Genomic DNA, 21,881 nt, shown 5'->3' on the forward strand with positions numbered 1-21,881 from the left:
TTTCGCTACTTGGTATTACAAGGTAATGATACGCTAAGCTATTTTGTATTGCAAGGTAGTGAAGAAAAAAAGGTTCATTTCTCTGAAAAAAAGGTAAATCAATGATACAGAAGGAAGGTCGCTCGTTTGAAAAGGAGGTCCTGATCGTGGATAAGCGGAACACCATCGTCTCGGCAACCGTCATCTTCGTCATCATGGGTATCGTCATGGCTGTCTCGGCATTTGGCTTCGGCATTCGTTACGGTGATCCAGAGTTGTTACGGATCGCGATTTTTGGTGAAGTAGCGTCAGCACTCTTTCTCGTTTGGTACATTCGTCGTCATGCCACGTTTGCTGCCGTTGGTTTTTCGAAACTGCAAGCAAGAGGACTCGTCTGGTACATTCCGTTACTGTTGATCGTTCTCTTTCAAGTCGGTCTGATCGTCAACGCCCTGTTCACCACGTCACCTTCGTCGTCGGTGCTTCAACTCGTAGGAATTGTCTTCGTGACGACCTTATTCGTCGGCTTCAACGAAGAAGTTCTGTTTCGAGGCATCATCCTGCGTTACCTTCGACCGAATGAACATCCGTATCGTGCCGTCCTCATCAGTGCGCTTCTGTTCTCGTCGTTTCATCTGCTGAATCTGATTGCCTTGATTCCACCGGCAGCGATGCTGTTCCAACTCGCGAACACGTTCGTATTTGGTGTATTCTTTGCGATCATCGCACTGAAGTTGAATAATCTATGGCCGTTGATCATCTTCCATGCCTTATGGGATTTCGCGAGCATCGCTGCGGATGTCGTCAACGTCAATTTAGGGATTACCTCGCTATTAACGCAAGTCTATCTTTTAGTTGCGATCGTCATTCAATTGATCTTGTTAAAACGACATGATCTCAGTCACTTGAATGGACCGATGAATCCGCGAAATGTTTGAATAGCCGACTCTCCGTCATGTGACGGGGAGTTTTAATTTTGAATAAAGGTAGTAACGATGATTAATATGTAATATATTACTTGTATGAAACCTACAGATGATTTAGCGATTGCACGACTTCCTCTCAGTGAGGAAGTGTATCGACGTTTGCAACATCACATTATCACCTTACGCCTTGCCCCAGGTGAGAAGGTGAACGATCAAGCGCTCGCGGAAATGTTCGGTGTCAGTCGGACGCCGGTTCGCGAAGCCTTGAAACGACTCGAGGAGGAGGGATTGATTTTTGCGAAACGGGGTTCGCGGACGATCGTGACGGAGCTCGATGCTGAACAGGCACAGCAAACCTATCCGATCATCGCGACATTGCATGGACTAGCAGCGCGCCTGGCGGGACCAGTGCTGACAAAAGACGACGTGACGGAACTTCAAACGATTCATCAACAGTTCACGACGGCGATTGATCAGCAGGATACGGAGACGGCACTGACGCTTGACGATGCTTTTCACGATGTCTTCGTGCAGCGGAGTCAGAACGCTCAGCTACGAGAAACGATTCGCCGATTGACACCGCTAATCCGCCGGCTCGAATACGCCCAGTTCGATCGACTCGGACGTCAGTCAATTGCCGATCATGCCGCGATTTTAGTTGCGTGTGAACAACGGGATATCGAACAGCTCGTCCAAGCGACGGAACACAACTGGAACGGACTCGGACGTCTACTCGTCTCAACACTAAAGGAGGAGCGCTGATGCGACCGATCATGTATGGCATCTTAGCGGCGATGTTCTTTGCCGTCACCTTCATCTTGAATCAATCGATGCAAGGAGCAGGGGGGCACTGGATCTACAGTGCGTCGCTTCGCTTCTTCTTGATGTTGCCGTTCTTTATCGTCATCGTCTTGATGCGCCGAGGCATCGGGCGCGTCATGCAAGCACTGCGAGCAGATATCGGCTTTTGGTTACTGTACGGAACGATTGGTTTTGGGCTGTTTTACGGTAGTATCTGTCTCGCTGCCGATCATGCACCGGGCTGGCTGATTGCCGGAACGTGGCAATTGACGATTTTAGCCGGACCACTGCTTGCACCCTTGTTCAAACAACGGATTCCATGGTCGGCACTCAAGTATTCCGCCTTGATCGTCCTTGGGGTCGTCGTCATGCAAGTATCCGTCGCAGGAAGTCTGTCGCTGCAGTCGCTGTTGTTCGGTGCCTTGCCGGTGCTCGTCGCTGCGATTGCCTATCCGCTCGGGAACCGCAAGATGATGGAACGGTATGGAAACGAGCTCGACGTCTTTGAACGGATCCTTGGGATGACGATCGCGAGTCTACCGTTTTGGATCGTGCTCTCGGTGATTGCTTACATACAAGTCGGCTTACCGAGTGTCAGTCAAGTGACCCAGTCCGGCTTCGTCGCCTTATTCTCAGGCGTCATCGCGACATCGCTCTTTTTCTACGCAACGTCGCTCGTCCGGACGGAACCGGTCCGGTTAGCTGCGATCGAAGCGACGCAGTCGTTTGAGATCATCTTTACCGTTCTCGGCGAGATTTTGTTTCTCCACGCGGGACTTCCGACGGGACTCGCGACACTCGGGATCATCCTTGTCATGCTCGGGATGACGTTGCATAGCTTGAATCAGGCGGAGCGGACGGTCGTCCGTCCTGCGAAACGAAAAATCAATTGAGAAAGTAGGCTGTCAGATGGTTTTAACAGGTACACTCGTCAATACCGTCCTGATCATCATCGGGACATTGCTCGGATTGATGTTCCACCGGATTCCGGAACGGATGAAGGAGACGGTCCTGCAAGCGATTGGTCTAGCCGTCGTCGTCCTCGGGATTCAGATGGGGATGAAAAGCACGAACTTTTTGATTGTTATCGGTAGTCTTGTCCTCGGGGGAGCGATTGGAGAGTGGTTCCGCCTCGACGAGAAGCTCGATCGGATGGGAGCGTGGCTCGAACGCAAGATCAGTCGCGGGCGTCCGTCGAATATCGCCGAAGGGTTCGTCACCGCGACGTTGATTTTCGTCATCGGAGCGATGGGTGTCCTCGGTGCACTAGACGGTGGACTGCGTCAGGATCACGACGTCCTCTATACGAAGGGGTTGATTGACGGTTTTACGGCGCTCGTCCTTAGTTCAACACTCGGTATCGGTGTCATGTTCTCGGCAATTCCCGTCTTTCTCTATCAAGGGGCGATTGCACTGTGTGCCGTTGCCATCACGAAGTTCATTCCCGACGCCGCGCTGCAAGAATTCATCTTGGAGATGACGGCGACCGGTGGGGTGATGATTGCGGCGATTGGTCTCAATCTCGCCGGCATCACGAAGATCCGCGTCGCGAACTTGCTACCGGGCATCGTCATCGTCGCTGTCATCGTGACAGGTCTACATCTATTCTAATGAGACATCCCCGCCTGTCCGAGAGGACAAGCGGGGATGTTGTGTTATGTCTCAATTAATTCGTGCGTCTCGTAAACAGTGATCGTATGTCCATCGTAATGGAAATCGTGCAACAACGGTTGCTCCGTTGTCAAAGCGACCGGTAAGTAATGCCGGAGATTGCTAATGACTCCCATGTTATCGTCGTTTAGAATCCAGTCGAGTGGTTTCCAATCGAGGATCCCTTCGACCGTCATGACCGGTGTCGCAAACGGACGATTTTCTAATTCAGCCAGGTAGAGGTACATGCCAGACGTTTCTTCCCCGTGTAAGCGGACGATGCCTTTTGATGTCACTGAGGTGAGCGTGATGCCCGTCTCTTCAAACGTCTCGCGGATGACGGCGGCTTCCGGTGTTTCGCCCGGTTCGATCTTACCACCGACACCGTTCCACATGCCCATCGCCGGACGTTTTTGCCGATTGACGAGTAAAAAGTGGTCCGCATGGCGGATTAAACAAAGTGTGTAACGATCCATGATTTACGACTCCCGTCCTAAAAAGTGTGTATTGTACAGCATCTCGAATTGGGTAGGACCTGCGACCGGTAACTCGGTCGTCGTCGCCTCTTCAATCCGTAACGTCCGCTCAGTCAACGTCTTTTGTCCGCGCGGCGTCCGCATCGCGACGAGGCGGCCTTTATTGAACGGGGAAGCATCACTCTGCTGGATGATCTGTTCCATCTTCGATAAGTCGTCCATCGTAATGGCTGTCTCACGGTCGAACCGGTATCCAGTCACAAACTCTGCTTGTCCCGTTCGCTTCATCTCGAGCGTATCGTCATTGATTATCCGGTAACTGCCGCTAGCGGAATTAACGGTTTCCCCACTTAACGGAATCGGAACGAGCGGTAAGTTGACACCGAAGCCGGTATCAAGCAGATGTGTCTCATTCCAAATGATCGCGACATGGGTCGGTCCGGTCGCTGACCAGGCATCTGACTTCGTATCGTAAACCGTCGCTCGCACAAGTCGAACGGGATAATTCAGTTCCTGCAGGACCCGGTGCAACAGTCCGTTTAAGTCATAACAGACACCACCGCGGCGTTCTGTCAGAAACGTCTCGATGAAGCGCTCGTCGCTAAACGGACGGAGTCTTTTCTCAAGCACGGTCGTATTCTCGAACGGTAAATGGTAGGCGAAGGCTTCGAGTAAGCCAGGTAATTGATTAAACGTAATCGAATCGAGCGGAAACTCAATCCGCTGTCCTAAGTCTTTCATCCAATCCATTTCTCATTCCTCCTTTGTTCACTACCTGATTATCCCATATTCCTTCAGAAAATGTGGCTTTCAGTCTATATTATCTGAAAATAAGGATTTCCCTTTTGTTCGATGGAAATCTTTGATATGCTGAGACAGGATTAATTAAGAATGATTCTCAATGTCGAATCACGAATTAAAGGGGGTCTCACCATGAGACGGAAAACTTGGATGACAGCGTTGACGCTCCTCGTGTTGAGCAGTTTGATGCTTGCAGCTTGTTCAGGTCAAGCAGAGCAATCGAGCGAAAAGACGCGGACGATCACGCATGAAGCAGGAAAAACGAAGGTACCGGAAAAGCCGAAGAAGGTCGTCGCGCTCGAATTTTCATTCGTTGATGCCTTAGATGAACTCGGGATCACACCAGTCGGGATCGCACAAGAAAATAAGACGGATGTCTCCGGATTACTCGGAAAAGACATCTCGTTCACGGAAGTCGGTACACGCCAACAACCGAATCTTGAAGTGATCAGTTCCTTGCAACCGGACTTGATCATCGGCGACTTTAATCGTCACAAAGGGATTTACAAGCAATTACAAGAAATCGCACCGACAATCATCTTAAAGAGTCGCAATGCAACGTATGAAGAGAACATCGATTCGTTCAAGACGATTGCGGAAGCAGTCGGTAAAACGAAACAGATGGACGATCGCCTTGCGCTGCATGAGGAGCGCTTAGAGGCAGCGAAAAAGAAGGTTGACCCAAAAGATGACCGGAAAGTCATGGTCGGTGTATTCCGTGCCGATTCACTGACAGCACACGGTGAGACGTCGTTTGACGGTGAATTGCTCGAGAAGATCGGGATCGAGAATGCTGTCACGAAAACAGCGGAACCGACTGTGACGATTACGTTAGAGCAGATGGTCAAGTGGGACCCAGACGTCATCTTCATGGCGGAAGCCGATCCGAAGCTGCTGAAGGAGTGGAAAAACAATCCGCTCTGGAATCAAATCACGGCGGTCAAAAATGGGGAAGTCTATGAAGTCAATCGTGACCTCTGGACGCGTTATCGTGGTCTTGACGCTGCTGAACAAATCGTCGATGAAGCGATTCAATTACTACAACAGAAATAACGAACGACAAAAAGCCGGAGCAATCTGGCTTTTCGTCTTAGAAAGGGGAAACATCCGGTGCAGCGGAAACGTCTGGTCTTCATACTTATCTTACTCAGTTGCTTGGCCGTTTATAGTAGCTTGTTCTTTGGCATCACACAAATGAATCCGGTTCACTTAGTGCACGAGTGGATCAGTGGCACGACCTCTAAAGCAGGGCTCGTTCTGACGAATCTGCGCTTGCCACGGCTCTTACTCGGGTTGTTGCTCGGAGCGAATCTTGCCGTCGCCGGAGCAATCATGCAAGCCGTGACGCGGAACCCGCTCGCTTCACCGCAAGTGTTCGGGGTCAACGCCGGTGCGTCGTTTCTCGTCGTCTTAAGTCTGCTCGTCTTTCCATCGCTTGGAACGGCGAACCTGCTTTACTTCGCCTTTGCCGGTGCCTTGCTCGGTGGTGTGCTCGTCTTCTCGTTCGCTTCGATTCGCGGAATGACGGCATTAAAACTCGCCCTCGTCGGGATGGCGATTCATCTCTTACTGACGTCACTGACGAAAGGCTTGATCTTGTTCAACGACCGGATCACGAACGTCTTGTACTGGCTGTCCGGTTCGCTCAGTGATGCAAGCTGGCTCGAACTCCGGATCGTCTTACCGTGGTCGCTCGCGGGTTTGCTTCTCGCTGCGAGTCTCGCGAAATCGCTCGCTGTTTTTCAACTCGGGCAAGACGTCGCGGTCGGTCTCGGGCAAAAAGTGACGCGAATCCGTTTGCTTGCCGGCATCAGTGTCGTCTTACTCGCAGGGGTGACGGTTGCTGTCGCCGGAGCAATCGGCTTCATCGGTCTGATGGTGCCGCACATTACGCGCCGACTCGTTGGCGAGGACTACCGAATCGTCTTACCCGTCTCTGCCGTCATCGGTGGTCTGTTGTTGACGTATGCTGATGTCCTGGCGCGCTTCATCGCCTATCCGTATGAATCACCGGTCGGCATCGTGACGTCATTGCTCGGTGCACCCTTCTTTCTTCTGCTGGCACGCCGCCAGATGAAAGGGGGATTACGATGAGAGAGATGCGTCGGATTCTACTTGTCGCGTTAGTCGTTTTTGTCACGAGCTTCGCCTTACTGTCGGTCGGTTCGATTCAATTATCGTTATCGGAACTATGGCAGTCATTCTTTGGTGGAAAGGATGCCTTCATCGTTCAAAATTACCGCTTGCCGCGAACGGTTCTCGCCTTTTTAGCAGGTGCGAGTTTCGCTCTTGCTGGAGTGATTTTACAAAGTGTCATCCGCAATCCATTGATCTCACCGGACGTGATCGGGGTGACGAACGGAGCATCTCTGTTTGCTGTCTTGACGATTGCCCTCGTGCCGGATGGTCCGCTCTTGTTGACACCGATCGCCGCCTTCATCGGAGCAGCGCTCGTCATGCTGGCGTTGATGATGCTTGAGCGGGGAGGCAACGTCTCCCGCAGTTCGTTTGCGTTACTTGGTATCGCCGTCAGTGCGATTTGTGCCTCGGGAACAGAATATCTGTTGATCAAATTTCCACTTCAGACGAACGATTCACTCGTCTGGCTCGCCGGTAGTCTGTTCGGAAAAGGGTGGCAGGAAGTGTTGATCTTAGTGCCTGTCCTCGTCGTAATCGGTGCGATCCTCTTCTATCGACACCGTCAACTTGATGTCTTATCACTCAGTGAAGAGGTCAGCATTGGTCTCGGGTTACCGATTCAACGGACGCGTCACGTCTTCTTGGCGCTCGCTGTCGTCCTAGCCGGTGTTGCCGTCGCGACGGTTGGTGCAATCGGCTTCATCGGTCTGATTGCCCCGCATATGGCACGGCGCCTCGTCGGACATAAACATCTCGCAGTCTTACCGATGGCGCTATTACTCGGCGGTGGGTTACTCGTCGTCGCCGATGCGCTCGGTCGCGGGATTCATCCGCCGCTTGAAGTACCGGCTGGATTGATCACAGCAATCATCGGTGTGCCGTACTTCTTGTATCTCTTACGAAGAGAACGGACGGCTTAAACGGATGAAACAAAACAAAACAATCCCCCTCATTTCATAATTGGAATGGGGGGATTATTGTATAGAAGTTTTTATTAGATGCATCACGAGACATGTTTTTCACTTTATGCCGAGCGGATTTCTGAACCTAAGTTCAAGAAAATCTCTTCCAAAGAAGCTTCCTCTACTTCGAGTCGATACACGTTGACGTGTTGCGAGACGAGGTAGCTATTGATTGTAGCGATATCGTGTTCACTTTGGACGATCAACGTCGAGTGAGTAGAGGAGACGTTGACATCTTTCGCAAGCGTCGACAACTTGGTCTGTAAGTGTAGTTGCATCTCATTGTCGAGCGACGCATGTTTGATATGAACAGTGATGTTCTTCTCATGTTGTTCCCGCAACTCCTCCATCGTGCCTTGTGTCTGAATCGATCCATCCTGCATGATTGCGATCTCCGTACACAGTTTTTCGACCTCGTCCAAGTTGTGGGACGTCAGAAAAATCGTCGTTCCGTCTGCTGCGATCTTGCGAATCAAGGAATGGATACCGAGAATCGAGTTGGCATCAACGCCTGACGTCGGTTCATCCAAAAACAAGATATCCGGTCGATTGATCAACGCTTGGGCAATCCCGAGCTTTTTTTTCATCCCGAACGAGTAGTTCTTCGTTTTCATATCGATCGCGTCTTCAAGTTGCACATCGCGAAGAAGTTGTTTTAACTCGTCCGTCGTTATCTTAAGACCAAGGACTTTACTGAAGTACTTCAAGTGATCGAGTGCTGTGAAATTCTCATAGAAAGTTGAGTAATCCGGTAGGACACCAATCCGTGTCCGAATGTTCTTCAAGGAATCATTCGTTGCTCCAAGTAATTCGAACGTTCCGGACGTCGGGCGGACAAGTCCTGTAATCATATTGATGAATGTGGATTTACCGGCGCCATTTTGACCAAGGAAGCCGAAGATGGACCCTTGTTTGATCTCGAGATTCAGCTGATTGACGACGGTCTTGTTGCCATATTGTTTCGTTAAGTTAGTTGCGCGAAGGGCTAACATCACAGATCTCTCCTTTTAAAGATAACCAGACTCGTCATGATGAAAACAGCGATATGAATCAAGACAAGATAGGTATAGGCAGTATTTTCTTGTGTGTAATAGTAGTACGGTGTCAGGTAAGAGATCGTATCGACGATGACATTCTTTGAAAAAAGACTCCACATCCCGATGACTGGTAGCGCAATCGAGATGAAAATCCCGATGAACATCGTCATCGAGGAGTTATTGACGACTGTTGAAAGAAATAACGACAGACCGATGAAATAAGAGACGAAGATGATGGTTTGGATCAAATCGACGAAGTGAAACGACTTTGAAAATGGAACGATCAATAAGAGGGCAACTGTCAGACAAAGCACCCAAAATGAGACGTTGCCTAAAAATTTGCCGAAAATGATGTTCTCACGAGACGTTTTCGTCGCAAGAAAACGAATCGTCTTCGACTCTATCTCCTTATTGACGCTACTATGAGAAATACTTGTTACGAACAAAGGAGCAGCTAAGAACAGAAGTAGCATCAAACCGATGATATAGGCATTGTTACCTAAACCGAGATCACTGAGTTGTCCTTTGAACTGGCTGACGAGTTTAGCGGAACCGATTGTCACACCGAACAACACGACGATGATCAGGATGGCACGGATGCTTTGAAAAAGCGATTTAAATTCGCGAAGTGTTATGGCAAACATATGTAGACGCACCTTTCTGTAAGTAAAATTAATATTGCCGTGCTAGCTTTTTATTCTTCGATACGTTGGTGATACCGGCGATCAAGTAAGCGATTGAACCAAAGACGCCAGCGAGTAATGTGAAGATCCCACCGAGAATCGCAGTAATGATGAGCATCTTTCCAGCAGAACCGTTTTTACGGATCCGGACGATTGAAACGATACCTCCTAATGTACATAAGAGTGAGACAGCACCAAGATACAAGAAGAATTGTTGGAAGGATGTGAGGATCTGATTCGCCGTGACATCCGTGATGTTCTCATCGCGGATAAATTGGTCGACCAAGTCCTTCATCCCAGCATGATCCGCAATCGATCCAGATAACAAGAAACCTCCTAAACACAATGAACCGAACAAGACGATACCGATGACAGCAAAAATGTATTCCGTTTTTCTTTTCAAGTAAAACACTCCTTTTCCTTATTTTTCCGATTTGACAATCCTAAACTACCATGACTCCAATCACTATGACAAGCGAATTAATGAATATATTTTAATTATTTATTGGTTAAATGTTTAATTAATATTAAAAATACTTTAACTTTGTTTAAATAGATGCTACTATAGTGACATGGGAGGGAAATGGTAAATGAAAAAAGATGATGTTCCAGATTGGGTTTTATCTCTAGAATTGGAAGAGATAGAATTTGTTAAAAAATTCATCGTAAGCTCGGGTTCCTTAAAAGAACTGGCGAAACATTATGATGTCTCCTATCCCACAGTCCGGATTCGCGTCGATCGTATCATTCAAAAAATCGAAGTGAATGAGAAAATCGAGAATGAACCGTTCATCGCATACATTAAACAAATGGCTATCGAGGACCGCATCACGATTGAAGATGCCAAAAAAATCATCGAAAAATATCGACTTGAGAGGGGTAACAGCGAATGAACTTTTTCATTTCTGCTCTAATTATCAGCATCTGTTTAGGAATACAATATTTTTTATCGAGTCGTCATAATCCGTATCTCGGTATCATCATGCCAATCGTTTTAGTGATTTTCCTGACATGGCGTTACTTTGATGGTAGATACAATAGTTTTTTAGCCTATGTATTGATTTTAGGAGTCGGCATGATTTCACTGTGGGAACAATGGTCGCGTGGTCGAAAGAAGCTTAAAGAGAATCAAGAAAAAGAATTAGAACGGATGCGCGTGCACGATACATTGTGAGTTACAACGATACATAGCGTTTTTTAGTGAAAAATGAGAGTCGCCTCGGTTTCGATGATGAAACCGAGGCGACTCTCATTTACGTGTTCCGGGTTAGATTCATATTACGGCATATTAATCGAGTTCAATCTTCACTGTCGTATCCTTTGGAAACGCATCATCCGCCGCAAAGAGAACGAATACCTTCTGGTCATCAGGAACTTGATAGACTAAATCAACGGTTGACTTATATGGTGGGAGATACTGATAACTGTTTCTGAATGCTTTCTTATTATGATTGACGTAATCAACGGTTTCATATTCTTTTCCGTCGAGCGACGTCAATGTAAAGGTGCCAGGTCGGTAAATAGCATAAGCGCCTTTTACTCTATTATCGGGATCGTACATGACAACAGGAACCGTAACATACCGATAACCGCTCTTTTCCTTTAAATCGAGTTCTTTCGGTGTTGGAATGAGTGATTTAGCATAGAACAGTTCAGAAGTTGCTTCCGGATCGCCCGGATACGTTTGGATGACTCCTTTCTTCATCAGTTTTTTTAGTGCTGTTTGATCACCTGTTTTCTTGTCAGCAGATGTTTTTGGATCAGTGGTCAAATCCTTTAATTTTTGTCCGCTCGTCTGTTGCTGAGGAGCACTCTGTGTTGTAGTCGTTGAGGATTCCGTTGAGGCGAACAAGAACAGGCTTGCCACTCCGATACACAAGGAAACGGCGATGGATCCGAGCGCCCATTTAAAACGCCGTTCTGTCGCTTGCGTATTTTCGACGATACTGCCGAGTGCAGCATTCGGTGTGATGCGGACGGCACGCTCGGCAGGGAGCAAGGCACCTAACAGACCCGTGATCACTGGAATCAAGAGCATGATGCTGAGGAAACCAAGCTCTTGGACCGGAAATTGTCCGTAAACGAAGCCAATCATTCCAAGTGCTGTCAAGAGACCGATCACACCAGCACAGAGTCCTGTCATCATGCCTTCGCTTAGTACGAGTAAACGAACTTGTTTGTCTTGCCACCCCGTTGCTTTAAGGACGGCGAGCTGACTTTTCCGTTCATTGACGTTTTGCCACATGATTTCGGTCGTCGTCAGAATGGCAATCAGTAGAGCGACACCCATCGCGACGTAGTGCATCGTTCCGACTTCGAGCGCGACATATTCGCCGAGCCACGTTGCGTACAAGACGCCTTTTAGTCGGAACGTGATGAAGAGGAAGAAGATGAACAGACTCGTGGGTAAAGCGATCGCGACGACCGAAAGAAATGTCCGTTGCCAGTAGGTGACGAGCTGGTTGATGCTCATCCCAAGCACGCTACGTGCACGAACGAAACGGCGACCTTTTGAGACTTCACCGGAACGCATGCTTTCGTACGGTTTGATCCGACGGATGAGCGTCATCGGCACGAGCGCTCCACCCCAGTAAATAAGTAAACCAGCAAGACCAATCAATAAAATTCGACTGATTGCAATCGGGTTGTCCGTCGTGACCCAGAACGAACCAAGAATAGTCCAGGCAATCAAGACGACCAGTGTTCCGAGCAGCGTGGCTTCGAGGAACAGTAGTTTTGACAGCTGACGCGGACGCCAACCGAGTGATAATAAAATCGCGAATTCTTTCTTTCGTGCATACAGCAGGATGATGTTCGAGCTGAAGACATAGACGAGCGCAACAGCGATGACACTTGCGATGATGCCGCTCATCCCGACTTTTGCTTCCTGGAAGATCGCAATCGACGAGCCGAGCTTAATCCACGGTTGTTGAACCCAGCCGAGCGCTGATTCGTCTTTTAGACCCGGTAAATAGGTCAAGGCGAGCTGCGGTGACGAGCCGAGGGTCACGTCCGTGATTAGACCTGTCTTCTGTTCGATTTCTGTTGCCACCTGTTGGAGCTTTTTCTCGCTAGCAGCATTCATCGTCTCGACACCTTTGACGTTGACGCGGATGGCAGAAATCGCTTTGGCACCACGAATTTTAAACGCAGCATCGAGCGTCGTCAGCATCGACGGTGGTTTCGTCAGGAAATCATATGGATCATTCGTCGGTTTAACGTCTCGAACCGGATTGACGGGACGTTCATTCTTATCCATCACCCACTGGGCTTTTGACGGGAAGTACGTCTCCATCGGCAGTTCTGTCAGCGGGTCTTTCGAGATGTTCAATTTTTTCGGATCGAAGACCCCGATGTAGTTCAAGTTGACCTTTGGCCAGTCCGTGCTTTCTTTTCCGAACATGCGCGCTTCCCGGTACATGCTGCGTTTAGCGAGTAAGGAATCTTGCTCGACTTGTTTCGGTTGGACTTGGTAGGTGAACGGCCAACGTGATGCGTACGGACTTTTGATTGAGCGGTAGTCGATCGGAGACGGTTTTAAGGCAATCCACGTAAAGGAATTACTGTTCGTCTCTTCAGCAGTCGGTAACGTATGTTTCAAAATATCATTGACGAGTTTTTTCTGGACATCTTGTGTCGTGATCGTATAACGTTTCGCACCACTTGTCGGTAAGGAGTCTAAGTATTTTTTTCCGCCTTTTTGTTCGACCTGTTGTACCAGATCGTTAATGGATGTTTCTTTCGACGGCAGCTCCACTTTTTCGTACGTGTAGATGCGTGACGCGTCCACGTATTCACGATTGTTCAACAGGATCGGAATTTGGACACCGTCTTCACCAAACGAGGTGACTTGATCATCTTTTGAAAAATAGTTACTGTAGGTTCCTTTTGTCGTCGCTTGGTCCAAGCCGACGAGTGCGGCTTCCGCTTCGGGATCAACCCCCGCAATCATGACTTGACTTCCATACTCGTATAACGGTTGTTTTCCAAGGGGGAGGGGGGACACACCTGATTTTACTGCATTTTCTGTCGGTTCCCATCCTGCTGCTAAGAAGGTGACTCCACTCGAGGATTCGTTCTGTAATCCGGTATTTTGCGTATCTTTGATCGTTAGTTTATAAATGCCTTCTTGGTCGATCGTATGCGTACCCACACTTGAAACTGTTTGATTGTAGCCGATCATCGCAATCGGGGCAGCGACCTCGACGTCAGTCATTTTTTTGATCGTCTCGTATTGTTTACGCGTAATCCCCCCATCGAGCCCACTCATATAGTTTGGCTCGAGTAACTTTAAGTCTTCCGTTACGCTCCGGCTGCCTTCCGGTCGGACGACGATGTCGTAAGAGGAGCCCCAGCGCTTTTGCAGTTCATCGACGACGGTTCCGTTATTGGCTTGCGTCGTTCCGATCAAATAGCTCAGTCCAGTACTGACGATCAGAACGCCGACAAGTAGCAGGATGAATCGCTCTTTATTGCGCCACCAGGAATTCCAGATGAACTTAAGCATCGGCAAACTCCTCCAGTGGTAAAATGTCCTGTCTTATGATGGACCTTGCATCAACAGTCGACTGAAGTGACGTGTGGCTGACGATATGTACCGATTCAGTCATGGATGAACCCTCCTTTGAATGAATACCTCTTATTCCATATGTAAGTAAAAAATCCAATCATTACCTAATTATAATCGAAGGTTGAGAAAGCGGGGTATAAAAACAGAAAAATCAGAAAAATGAGTCAATCATTCAACTTAAGAATGACATTGAAGGGGACGAATAGATTATCATGTGCTCATGATAGGAAAAAATCCACATCATTCGATTTATGTGATTAATTCAAAAAGGTTATGAAACCTGAAGGAGTATAAAAGCGTTAATGAATTGACACGCGTCATACATTAAAACGAGAGAAAGGAGCGGATGGTCGTGAGCGAATCCATTGTTTATTTTATAATCCTTGTTCCTCTGCTGGTGTTTGCTACCGTTCTATCGAAAGGAAAAGGCGCATCATTGCTTGCAGGATATAATACGTTGTCTGAAAGCAAGAAACAAGACTATGACGAAGTCGCCCTATGTCAATTTATGGGTAAGATCATGTACGGCGTTTGTTTTAGCATCCTGTTGATTGCTGGGAGCGAGCTGTTTGGATATCACTCTTTGTTTACTTTGGGCGTCCTGCTATTATTCTTTCTTATTGTATTTGCAATCGTCTATTCCAACACGAATGACCGATTCAAGAAAAAGAGATAATTTTGTTCACGTCAGCAAGACCTCCATCATTTAAACCATAATGAGAAATCCCTTAAGACGATTAACATCGAAATGACTTTCGTCGTTCATATGAAGATATCAACCCTCATCAATCGTGTATGAAAAAATGTGTATGGGTAACTCCGTCGTCTTGATCGTTTCGACCAAGGTCCATCCCAATTTTTTATAATATGCTGCAGCGTTATCTGTTTTTAAGTAGATTGTAGAAACCTGTCGTGACTTGGCGTAAACGATTAATTGATTGATGAGTTGCTGCGCGATTCCTTGATTCCGATAGACTTTTTCAACGAATAAAGAAGCGAGCCAAGGTGTATAGGCTGGTCGTTCAATCAAGTCATTTTCAAATAAGGAGACAGTTCCTACACACGTGACATCATCTAAGGCAACGAACGTCACAGGATAGGGTTCTCTTGGTTTTTTGTCTAAAAATGCTTTTACTTGTTCGTACGGTGTCGTCCGATTTTTCTTTTGAACGAATTCGGTATGAATCATTGTGGCAACCACTTCTAATTGTTTAGGATGATTCGATAATGTATCAATGATCATCTTCTCATCCTCCTTTCTACAATTGTTATATCGATCCGTCCTGCAACAGTTATTCAAAACAATACATCTGTCCTCATCAGAATAAAGGAGCTTTGGAATGAACTTCGAACAATACTTGCAACAACATTTTGGGAAGGTGAACTTATTTGATCGTTCCTTTGTCGAGAAGGATTTAGTATTCCACGTAGACTTAGTGAAGGATCTTTATCAGCTAAAGGATAATTCAGATGAAGTCAACGAGGAATACTTCAAACAGGTATACAAAAAATCAAACGAACTGTTTGAAGATGTATTCCGAGAAGAGGAGTCCCTTTATTTAATTGTGCATGTGAGAAGTGAGCGCGGTAAGTATCAACAGTCAGCGACGAAAGTGTTTCATCAGTTAAGACGTAGAGCAGACAAATACAACATAAAGTTTGTAGAGAAAGTGATGGATGAAGAAGAGCAAGTGATCGAATATGCCGTGTTATTACCGAACAAACAGACGTTAAATTATCAGCGTGTAATCAAAGCGATTTGCCATCAGGACTTCCCACCGCTACAACCAAGATTTCATCAAACGTATACATATTATCCGGAAGTCTTTTTCGTGAACGTAGATCGAAATATCGTCATGAATATCTATGATGATCGCGGCTGTTTCCTTCTGTTCGGTGATTCAGCAACGTATGACGTGTTTAAGAAGAAATATCGTCATGATATCAGCTAATCGATTTTAATCGCTTTTAGAAATACTCAAGCCAGTGCCAAGAAGCCGATCACTGAAAAAATAAAAAGAACCAATAGAGAGGTGAGCAATGTTAACGCGAGGATTTTTCCCGTATTTCTAAGACTTATGATGGCGCACACTAGCGCAAGCAATAGTCCAGCTAACATATAGTTCGTACCCCAAAAACCATTGAACGGTAAGAGCTTAACAGTAAGGAAAGTGAAAACGACGATGCCGATCGAGATCCATCCCAAATGCCTTCGCATAAACTACCTCCTCGTAAAATGAATACACATAGTCATAATTTGGTTTTTTTAAGCGTATCATTACAAATGTTTACAGTGGAAGAGTTTTTTAAATAAGTCGTCTAAAGATAGCCTGATTGAAATGCGTGTCATACACCTACTCGTCACGAAACATACCAACAAGCAGGAAACCATTGAGCAGTCATCGAGCAACAAACAATCCCTCACTCTAATCAGAATGAGGGATTGTTTCGTTTCATCATTAGACCGTCAACTCGATCACATTACCTTCCGGGTCCGTGATCGTACTTTCATAATACCCGTCACCCGTTGTCCGGGGACCGTCAAGATGTTGTACACCGGCATCCTGTAACCGAGCCGTCCAGTCGTCGACCGCTTGTTTGCTGCCGAGCGAAAAGGCGAAGTGGGCATACCCGAGCGCATTCATCGTCCGTTCCGTGATATCCGTCCGATGCATCAACTCAAGACGCGCACCACTCGAGAACGTCAGGAAATACGACATGAACCCTTTCGCCGGATTATGATACCGCTCGCCTGCCGTTGCATCAAAATGTGTTTCGTAGAATTGACGCATTCCTTCCAAGTCTGCCACCCAGAGGGCGATATGTTCAATCTTCATCTCCATTCCTCCTTTTTTCAAGACGCTTTTGCCAATCGCTGTCTGAATAACATCCGGTTCAACCCTTCCGTAGCGACCAGCATCAAGAAGATGAGACTGATCGTAAACCAATGGAACAACGATAAGGAATAGGACGTCGCCAGCCATCCGAATAATGGCGGCATGAAGGTACTACCGGTATAGGCGAATGCCATTTGCACCCCCATCAGCCGTTGCGCCGCAGCCTCCCCGAAGCGAACCGGCGTCTCATGGAGCATTGCCGGGTAAATCGGTGCGAGACCAAGCCCGACAAGTACGAAACCAAGCGGCATCCAGGCAGCGGGTGCGAGGATGAAACAAGCAGCACCAACGAGTGCCGTCCATTGACCGACACGAATCAAACGACGATTCGACCAGCGCAGCGATAGAAAACCACTGATGAAACGCCCCGCGGTGATACTTCCGTAGTAGACGGAAATCCACGTCGCTGCTGATGTTACGGAAAAGGACCGGACTTGGACGAGATAACTACTGCCCCACAGCCCGACGACCGCCTCGGCTCCGCAATAAAAGCAAAACGCTGCGAGAGCGGCAATCAATCCACGTGGTTTTCCGGACGCTGTACTTACGGACTGAACCTGTTCGGACACCTGTTTTGGAGCCCGCTTCCAGAGCGGTAAGCTGACGATTAAGACAATCATCAAGACGAGTTGCAATGCACCGACGACGAGGTAACCAACACGCCAACCGGAATCGAGCAATACACCAGCCATGATGAGCGGACCGGCCGTCGCACCGATGCCCCAGAAGCAATGGAGCCAGTTCATATGATGCGCTTGATAATGCGTGGCGACAAAATGATTAAGTGCGGCGTCAACGACTCCAGCACCGAGTCCAAGCGGGATCGCAAGGACGAAGAGCCAAATCAAGGACGGAGCAACGTAAAAACCAATCAATGCCAGTGCCGTCAAACCGGCAGAAGCTGCCGTGATCGGACCTGTTGAATAACGTTCGATCAGACGACCGCTAAACAGACTCGAGACGATCGTTCCGGCAGCAATCGTCATAAAGAGCCAACCTGCCATGTCGAGCGGTGCGTCGAGATCGAGCCGCATCACAGGCCACGCCGTACCGAGTAACGCATCTGGAAGACCAAGGCTGATAAAAGCGAGATAAATCAAAGGTAATAGTAGACGGGTCATCGGGCGAGACCTCCTAACGGAATTTGTTCAATAAATGACTGGATGCTCAGTTGCATCAAACCATCTAAATAATCGGTTTCCCAGTCGCCTTGCCGCAACTGAGGTAATTTATCGAGCGGAAAGCGCTTGGCACATCGTTCCGTCAACCGTGCTAATCCGTCATCCGAGACATCTGACGCTGTAAACAAGATGACATCTGGGTTCAAGGTGACGCTAAACGAGAGGATGATCCGGCTCAACGCCTCATACCAGTCGTCAGAGTGTGGTGCAGTCGTCGCGAGGACTTGACCGACATTTCGCTTGTCGTCAAACGGGATGAACGAGATCTCTCCAGCGAAGTGATGCGCTCCGCGGACGACATGACCGGAAACGGCGACGCCAGCGCCCGGTCCGTTCGTCCCGAGATACACATAGACAGTCGTCTCGTTATCAGGAGCTTGTGCACGGACTGCAGCGTTCATATCATTTTCGACGATGACGGGCCGCTCGAACCGTTCCGTCAGTTCTTGTTGCAAGGGGCGACTGTCAAGCGTCGGATAATCTGGGGCGAATAGGATCGTGCCGGTTGTATCAACGGCACCAGCGACACCAATCGCAAGCGTTTGAATAGATGGATGATCGTCGAGTAATGTTGTCAGTGTTTTCGATAAAACAGATTCATGATCCGACGAATCGAAGTTCAGGCGATCCGTTGCGATCAGATGTCCACCGACGTCGTGTATGCGATACTGCAGATACGTGCGTTCGAGATATAGAGCGAGTCCGTGGAAGCGATCCGCGCGGTAGCGATACCGTTTTGCCGGACGTCCTCCGCGAACCAATTCAAGTGGTGTCTCTTCAATTTCCTGTGCAGCGATCATCTGATCGATCTGTTTGCTTGCAGTCGGAAAACTGACATCCAAGACTTGACGAATCGCAGGGATCGTATCCAGATGGTCGACTAAAAAAGCGTGACGTGTACGTGAAATGAGTTCAGTCAAACAAAGACCTCCAATCTAAATCACTTATTAAAAAAGTTTAATAAGTTTTGATTTGAGTATAGCAGGTCGGAAGAAAAAGACAAGTTTAAAAAAGAGGTGTAGGATAAGAATATTTAGAGAAATAACGTTTCATCCTATCGTTGTCTGGATATATAAAAAGAAGATAAAAAATTTTAGTCATATATCTTTAATTCATACTATTCCGATTTGTAATATCTTGGATAGCCTGTAACAGGAGGTAGATGGCGAGAGGAGCTTGTAATCATGACCACCCAACTTTCAACCGACCTAGGATCCCAAGATATTTTAGCCTCCCTGCGAGATAATGTCGCAATGATTCGATTCGACCGGCAACGTCGTGTCGTCGACGTCAATGGTTTATTTGCTAAGACGATGAAATATAAACGAGAAGAGATGATCGGGATGCAACATCACCTCTTCTGCACGACGGAGTTTGCAATGAGTGACAGTTACCAAGCATTTTGGCAGAAGCTGTTTAGTGGCTTCAGTACGGCAGATAAAATTGAACGCATCGATGCGCATGGTCAATCGATTTGGCTAGAAGCAACCTATATGCCGATTTACGATGGAACGGAAGTGACCGGTGTTTTGAAAATTGCCTCCGATATTACGGATCGTCAGCAGACGATTCAAAAGTTCGCGACTTCGTTTGACACGATTGCTAGTGATTTAAATACGCGGTCGACGCATGGCGAGCAGGAAAGCGAAGCGTTACGGCGAACGATCGAACAGATGGCCGAGACGACCCGTGATAACCATCAGACGATTGAACGGCTTCAACACCAAGCGCAGGACATCGCTCAAGTGACCGAGACGATCAAAACAATTGCGTCACAGACGAATCTCTTGTCACTGAATGCATCGATCGAGGCAGCGCGAGCTGGCGAACACGGCAAAGGATTCAATGTCGTCGCGACGGAAGTCCGAAATCTCTCAAAGCTCGTCGAACAAGCCGTCGTCGATGTCCGGCAAACGACACAGCGAATGAATGATGAACTGCAGCGGATTGCCCGTGCGATGACGCAAGCAACGTCGGATGCGCAAGCAAGCGTCACGGTCGTCGCGGAAACGGTCGATCGCTTCCATGACGTTCAGAGTGCAGCATCGTCGTTAACGGAGACAGCGCGAGACTTTACCCGAGCGATATAAAACAGGCACGTGATAGACGGCATTCCAATCAAATGGAATGTCGTTTTTATTTTAAAAAGTCCAACCATCTGATGGAATAATATGTTAATATACTACAAAACGAAAAAGGAGCGAACTTCTGATGAATATCCGCACTGCTCGTCCTGACGATTTTCAGGCATTGATTCCATTGTTCCAGCAAATCCATGATCAACACGTCGCCTTACGACCCGACCATTACCGTCCGCACGAGATGCCGGTTCCGGAAGACTTATTTCTGTCGCAACTCGAGAATCCGGATTATGCATTACTCGTTGCGGAACACGACGGGCTTGCCGGTTTAATCGTCCTCAAGGAAGATATCGTCGAAGGAAGCGGCTTCGTCTTCGATAAACATTACTTACGCGTCATCAGTCTCGTCGTTGCGGATACGCATCAAAAACAAGGCGTCGGCAAACGATTGATGCAAGCCGCTTACGCGCACGCGGAAACGATTGGCTGTGACAAAATCGAACTCGGCGTCGATGACGCCAATCAGGAAGCGATTGCCTTTTACGAGGCACTCGGAATGGCTGTCCGCTCGAGACGAATGGAATGGAACGTAACACCAAGCAGGGAAACGACGACGTGACGTCAAACAACAGATATTAGAAAGGGGAGAGGTCATGTTCAGGTTACAAGTATCCGATCACGTAGCGCTTCAATTGATCGAACGGCACCATGCGGAAGGATTATTCGCACTCGTCGATGCCAATCGCGCACATCTCCGCGAATGGCTCGGTTGGGTCGATGGTGCAACAGAGGCAAATACATATCAGGAGATCGTCATTCCAGCATGGCTGCAACAATTCGCCGATGGCAACGGCTTTACATGTGGCATTTATCTTGAGGACGAGCTCGTTGGAACGATCGGTTTGCATGAGATTAATCAACACCTCGGACAAACGTCGCTCGGCTATTATTTAGGAGAAAAGGGACTTCGAAAAGGCGTCATGACGGACGTCGTCCGGTTCGTGACAAACTACTGTTTCGAGACGCTCGGCTTAAACCGTGTCGTCATCGAGTGTGCGACTGGAAACGTCCGGAGTAGACGGATCCCGGAACGACTCGGGTTCACGGAAGAAGGCGTCTTACGGGACGCTGAGAAATTGTACGGGACTTATCATGACCTCCAGGTCTATGCGATGTTACGACGGGACTGGACGAAAACGCAGGAGGTGGCAGCATGCGCATCGAGCAAATGAATCAAGCGACGTATGATGCTTACTTACCGGTCGCAATCGAGGAGTATGCGGCAGATAAGTGTCGCGCCGGTACGTGGTCAGAGAACGAGGCGCATGATAAGGCGACAGGAGAGTTCGCAACATTGTTGCCAGAAGGTCTGAAGACGAAGGATCATTATTTATTTACGTTTCGTGACGAGACAGGTAGTGATGTCGGAATGGTCTGGGTCCATGTGATAAAGGGACCGCTTGGACGTGAAGCGTTCATCTTCGACGTCAAGATTACGTCTGATAAACAAAACCAAGGCTACGGCAAGGAAGCACTCCGCTTGCTCGAAGTGATGCTAAAGCGGATGAACGTCAAGAAGATTTCTTTACACGTCTTTGCCCATAACGAACGGGCGATTCATGTGTATCACTCGCTTGGCTACGAGACGACGGATTATCATATGTCGAAACGTCTCGATGACAGCCATTAAAAAGCTTC

Annotated in this window: 25 protein-coding genes; 15 read left to right on the forward strand and 10 right to left on the reverse strand. The window is 48.0% G+C overall.

Going from position 1 to position 21,881, the window contains the following annotated elements; translation table 11 throughout:
- Positions 1–146 precede the first annotated feature (146 nt).
- The 4 genes from ACZGCQ_RS04605 (at position 147) to ACZGCQ_RS04620 (ending at position 3,317) form a co-directional block, all read left to right on the forward strand.
- Positions 147–917: a CPBP family intramembrane glutamic endopeptidase gene (locus tag ACZGCQ_RS04605; RefSeq protein ID WP_481265620.1), complete on the forward strand. Its 771-nt coding sequence runs from the start codon at positions 147–149 to the stop codon at positions 915–917.
- An 84-nt stretch (positions 918–1,001) separates the two neighbouring features.
- Positions 1,002–1,667: a GntR family transcriptional regulator gene (locus ACZGCQ_RS04610; RefSeq protein WP_481265621.1), complete on the forward strand. Its 666-nt coding sequence runs from the start codon at positions 1,002–1,004 to the stop codon at positions 1,665–1,667.
- A complete protein-coding gene (locus ACZGCQ_RS04615; RefSeq protein ID WP_481265622.1) occupies positions 1,667–2,599 on the forward strand; it encodes a DMT family transporter in 933 nt (310 codons plus the stop codon). The genes ACZGCQ_RS04610 and ACZGCQ_RS04615 overlap by 1 nt, the downstream gene beginning before the upstream one ends.
- Positions 2,600–2,615: 16 nt before the next feature.
- Positions 2,616–3,317 carry a DUF554 domain-containing protein gene (locus ACZGCQ_RS04620; protein ID WP_481265623.1) on the forward strand — a complete coding sequence of 234 codons (702 nt, stop codon included), beginning with the start codon at positions 2,616–2,618 and terminating at the stop codon, positions 3,315–3,317.
- A 44-nt stretch (positions 3,318–3,361) separates the two neighbouring features.
- Here the strand turns inward: ACZGCQ_RS04620 and ACZGCQ_RS04625 are convergent, their stop codons facing one another.
- Positions 3,362–3,832, reverse strand: a complete 471-nt coding sequence (locus tag ACZGCQ_RS04625; protein ID WP_481265624.1) for an NUDIX hydrolase — start codon at positions 3,830–3,832, stop codon at positions 3,362–3,364.
- 3 nt (positions 3,833–3,835) lie between these two features.
- Positions 3,836–4,582, reverse strand: coding sequence for an arylamine N-acetyltransferase family protein (locus tag ACZGCQ_RS04630; RefSeq protein WP_481265625.1), 747 nt, complete (start codon positions 4,580–4,582; stop codon positions 3,836–3,838).
- Between the two features lie 183 nt (positions 4,583–4,765).
- Here ACZGCQ_RS04630 and ACZGCQ_RS04635 point away from each other — a divergent pair, with 183 nt between their 5' ends.
- From ACZGCQ_RS04635 to ACZGCQ_RS04645, 3 genes are read left to right on the forward strand one after another with little or no spacing between them, the layout of a single operon-like run.
- On the forward strand, positions 4,766–5,686 hold the full coding sequence (locus ACZGCQ_RS04635) for an ABC transporter substrate-binding protein (protein WP_481265626.1): 921 nt from the start codon (positions 4,766–4,768) through the stop codon (positions 5,684–5,686).
- 57 nt (positions 5,687–5,743) lie between these two features.
- The gene (locus ACZGCQ_RS04640; protein WP_481265627.1) at positions 5,744–6,727 is read left to right on the forward strand and encodes a FecCD family ABC transporter permease; all 984 of its coding nucleotides are present in this window, start codon (positions 5,744–5,746) and stop codon (positions 6,725–6,727) included.
- A gap of 5 nt (positions 6,728–6,732) precedes the next feature.
- The gene (locus tag ACZGCQ_RS04645) at positions 6,733–7,692 is read left to right on the forward strand and encodes a FecCD family ABC transporter permease (protein WP_481266367.1); all 960 of its coding nucleotides are present in this window, start codon (positions 6,733–6,735) and stop codon (positions 7,690–7,692) included.
- 104 nt (positions 7,693–7,796) lie between these two features.
- Here the strand turns inward: ACZGCQ_RS04645 and ACZGCQ_RS04650 are convergent, their stop codons facing one another.
- Genes ACZGCQ_RS04650 through ACZGCQ_RS04660 form a run of 3 tightly spaced genes read right to left on the reverse strand, consistent with a single transcriptional unit; the run spans position 7,797 to position 9,857 of the window.
- A complete protein-coding gene (locus tag ACZGCQ_RS04650) occupies positions 7,797–8,726 on the reverse strand; it encodes an ABC transporter ATP-binding protein (protein ID WP_481265628.1) in 930 nt (309 codons plus the stop codon).
- On the reverse strand, positions 8,726–9,415 hold the full coding sequence (locus ACZGCQ_RS04655) for an ABC transporter permease (protein WP_481265629.1): 690 nt from the start codon (positions 9,413–9,415) through the stop codon (positions 8,726–8,728). Before ACZGCQ_RS04655 ends, ACZGCQ_RS04650 begins: the two co-directional genes overlap by 1 nt.
- A gap of 28 nt (positions 9,416–9,443) precedes the next feature.
- Entirely contained in the window at positions 9,444–9,857 is a 414-nt protein-coding gene (locus ACZGCQ_RS04660) for a DUF4064 domain-containing protein (RefSeq protein WP_481265630.1), read from the reverse strand.
- A 187-nt stretch (positions 9,858–10,044) separates the two neighbouring features.
- Here ACZGCQ_RS04660 and ACZGCQ_RS04665 point away from each other — a divergent pair, with 187 nt between their 5' ends.
- Both ACZGCQ_RS04665 and ACZGCQ_RS04670 read left to right on the forward strand, forming a co-directional pair.
- Entirely contained in the window at positions 10,045–10,347 is a 303-nt protein-coding gene (locus ACZGCQ_RS04665) for a DUF2089 family protein (protein WP_481265631.1), read from the forward strand.
- On the forward strand, positions 10,344–10,628 hold the full coding sequence (locus ACZGCQ_RS04670; RefSeq protein WP_050677872.1) for a hypothetical protein: 285 nt from the start codon (positions 10,344–10,346) through the stop codon (positions 10,626–10,628). Before ACZGCQ_RS04665 ends, ACZGCQ_RS04670 begins: the two co-directional genes overlap by 4 nt.
- A 114-nt stretch (positions 10,629–10,742) precedes the next feature.
- Here ACZGCQ_RS04670 and ACZGCQ_RS04675 read toward each other — a convergent pair whose 3' ends face one another.
- On the reverse strand, positions 10,743–13,961 hold the full coding sequence (locus ACZGCQ_RS04675; RefSeq protein ID WP_481265632.1) for an ABC transporter permease: 3,219 nt from the start codon (positions 13,959–13,961) through the stop codon (positions 10,743–10,745).
- A gap of 409 nt (positions 13,962–14,370) precedes the next feature.
- On the opposite strand from ACZGCQ_RS04675, the gene ACZGCQ_RS04680 reads away from it, so the two are divergent.
- A complete protein-coding gene (locus ACZGCQ_RS04680; RefSeq protein WP_481265633.1) occupies positions 14,371–14,700 on the forward strand; it encodes a DUF3784 domain-containing protein in 330 nt (109 codons plus the stop codon).
- Positions 14,701–14,799: 99 nt separating this feature from the next.
- Here ACZGCQ_RS04680 and ACZGCQ_RS04685 read toward each other — a convergent pair whose 3' ends face one another.
- Positions 14,800–15,267: a GNAT family N-acetyltransferase gene (locus ACZGCQ_RS04685; protein WP_481265634.1), complete on the reverse strand. Its 468-nt coding sequence runs from the start codon at positions 15,265–15,267 to the stop codon at positions 14,800–14,802.
- Between the two features lie 97 nt (positions 15,268–15,364).
- Here ACZGCQ_RS04685 and ACZGCQ_RS04690 point away from each other — a divergent pair, with 97 nt between their 5' ends.
- Entirely contained in the window at positions 15,365–15,976 is a 612-nt protein-coding gene (locus ACZGCQ_RS04690) for a DUF3885 domain-containing protein (RefSeq protein WP_481265635.1), read from the forward strand.
- 507 nt (positions 15,977–16,483) lie between these two features.
- Here ACZGCQ_RS04690 and ACZGCQ_RS04695 read toward each other — a convergent pair.
- The 3 genes from ACZGCQ_RS04695 to ACZGCQ_RS04705 are packed head-to-tail and all read right to left on the reverse strand — an operon-like array spanning position 16,484 to position 19,022.
- The gene (locus ACZGCQ_RS04695; RefSeq protein ID WP_481265636.1) at positions 16,484–16,861 is read right to left on the reverse strand and encodes a VOC family protein; all 378 of its coding nucleotides are present in this window, start codon (positions 16,859–16,861) and stop codon (positions 16,484–16,486) included.
- A gap of 17 nt (positions 16,862–16,878) precedes the next feature.
- A complete protein-coding gene (locus ACZGCQ_RS04700) occupies positions 16,879–18,042 on the reverse strand; it encodes an MFS transporter (RefSeq protein WP_481265637.1) in 1,164 nt (387 codons plus the stop codon).
- Entirely contained in the window at positions 18,039–19,022 is a 984-nt protein-coding gene (locus tag ACZGCQ_RS04705; RefSeq protein WP_481265638.1) for an ROK family protein, read from the reverse strand. Before ACZGCQ_RS04705 ends, ACZGCQ_RS04700 begins: the two co-directional genes overlap by 4 nt.
- A 264-nt stretch (positions 19,023–19,286) precedes the next feature.
- On the opposite strand from ACZGCQ_RS04705, the gene ACZGCQ_RS04710 reads away from it, so the two are divergent.
- From ACZGCQ_RS04710 to ACZGCQ_RS04725, 4 genes are all read left to right on the forward strand, one after another.
- Positions 19,287–20,192, forward strand: coding sequence for a methyl-accepting chemotaxis protein (locus ACZGCQ_RS04710; RefSeq protein ID WP_481265639.1), 906 nt, complete (start codon positions 19,287–19,289; stop codon positions 20,190–20,192).
- Positions 20,193–20,313: 121 nt separating this feature from the next.
- On the forward strand, positions 20,314–20,802 hold the full coding sequence (locus ACZGCQ_RS04715) for an N-acetyltransferase family protein (protein WP_481265640.1): 489 nt from the start codon (positions 20,314–20,316) through the stop codon (positions 20,800–20,802).
- A 34-nt stretch (positions 20,803–20,836) separates the two neighbouring features.
- The gene (locus ACZGCQ_RS04720; protein ID WP_481265641.1) at positions 20,837–21,415 is read left to right on the forward strand and encodes a GNAT family N-acetyltransferase; all 579 of its coding nucleotides are present in this window, start codon (positions 20,837–20,839) and stop codon (positions 21,413–21,415) included.
- Positions 21,397–21,873: a GNAT family N-acetyltransferase gene (locus ACZGCQ_RS04725; protein WP_481265642.1), complete on the forward strand. Its 477-nt coding sequence runs from the start codon at positions 21,397–21,399 to the stop codon at positions 21,871–21,873. Before ACZGCQ_RS04720 ends, ACZGCQ_RS04725 begins: the two co-directional genes overlap by 19 nt.
- Positions 21,874–21,881 lie beyond the last annotated feature (8 nt).

It is taken from the genome of Exiguobacterium sp. HSB13 (genome assembly GCF_056764755.1).

Bases quoted from the DNA above. Each gene is read 5' to 3' on its own strand.
- ACZGCQ_RS04720 (WP_481265641.1), top strand. From the start codon at position 20,837: ATGTTCAGGTTACAAGTATCCGATCACGTAGCGCTTCAATTGATCGAA.
- ACZGCQ_RS04620 (WP_481265623.1), top strand. From the start codon at position 2,616: ATGGTTTTAACAGGTACACTCGTCAATACCGTCCTGATCATCATCGGG.
- ACZGCQ_RS04630 (WP_481265625.1), bottom strand. From the start codon at position 4,582: ATGGATTGGATGAAAGACTTAGGACAGCGGATTGAGTTTCCGCTCGAT.
- ACZGCQ_RS04725 (WP_481265642.1), top strand. From the start codon at position 21,397: ATGCGCATCGAGCAAATGAATCAAGCGACGTATGATGCTTACTTACCG.
- ACZGCQ_RS04635 (WP_481265626.1), top strand. From the start codon at position 4,766: ATGAGACGGAAAACTTGGATGACAGCGTTGACGCTCCTCGTGTTGAGC.
- ACZGCQ_RS04615 (WP_481265622.1), top strand. From the start codon at position 1,667: ATGCGACCGATCATGTATGGCATCTTAGCGGCGATGTTCTTTGCCGTC.
- ACZGCQ_RS04700 (WP_481265637.1), bottom strand. From the start codon at position 18,042: ATGACCCGTCTACTATTACCTTTGATTTATCTCGCTTTTATCAGCCTT.
- ACZGCQ_RS04690 (WP_481265635.1), top strand. From the start codon at position 15,365: ATGAACTTCGAACAATACTTGCAACAACATTTTGGGAAGGTGAACTTA.
- ACZGCQ_RS04650 (WP_481265628.1), bottom strand. From the start codon at position 8,726: ATGTTAGCCCTTCGCGCAACTAACTTAACGAAACAATATGGCAACAAG.
- ACZGCQ_RS04645 (WP_481266367.1), top strand. From the start codon at position 6,733: ATGCGTCGGATTCTACTTGTCGCGTTAGTCGTTTTTGTCACGAGCTTC.
- ACZGCQ_RS04610 (WP_481265621.1), top strand. From the start codon at position 1,002: ATGAAACCTACAGATGATTTAGCGATTGCACGACTTCCTCTCAGTGAG.
- ACZGCQ_RS04710 (WP_481265639.1), top strand. From the start codon at position 19,287: ATGACCACCCAACTTTCAACCGACCTAGGATCCCAAGATATTTTAGCC.
- ACZGCQ_RS04715 (WP_481265640.1), top strand. From the start codon at position 20,314: ATGAATATCCGCACTGCTCGTCCTGACGATTTTCAGGCATTGATTCCA.
- ACZGCQ_RS04675 (WP_481265632.1), bottom strand. From the start codon at position 13,961: ATGCTTAAGTTCATCTGGAATTCCTGGTGGCGCAATAAAGAGCGATTC.
- ACZGCQ_RS04665 (WP_481265631.1), top strand. From the start codon at position 10,045: ATGAAAAAAGATGATGTTCCAGATTGGGTTTTATCTCTAGAATTGGAA.
- ACZGCQ_RS04625 (WP_481265624.1), bottom strand. From the start codon at position 3,832: ATGGATCGTTACACACTTTGTTTAATCCGCCATGCGGACCACTTTTTA.
- ACZGCQ_RS04685 (WP_481265634.1), bottom strand. From the start codon at position 15,267: ATGATCATTGATACATTATCGAATCATCCTAAACAATTAGAAGTGGTT.
- ACZGCQ_RS04670 (WP_050677872.1), top strand. From the start codon at position 10,344: ATGAACTTTTTCATTTCTGCTCTAATTATCAGCATCTGTTTAGGAATA.
- ACZGCQ_RS04695 (WP_481265636.1), bottom strand. From the start codon at position 16,861: ATGAAGATTGAACATATCGCCCTCTGGGTGGCAGACTTGGAAGGAATG.
- ACZGCQ_RS04680 (WP_481265633.1), top strand. From the start codon at position 14,371: ATGGTCGTGAGCGAATCCATTGTTTATTTTATAATCCTTGTTCCTCTG.
- ACZGCQ_RS04655 (WP_481265629.1), bottom strand. From the start codon at position 9,415: ATGTTTGCCATAACACTTCGCGAATTTAAATCGCTTTTTCAAAGCATC.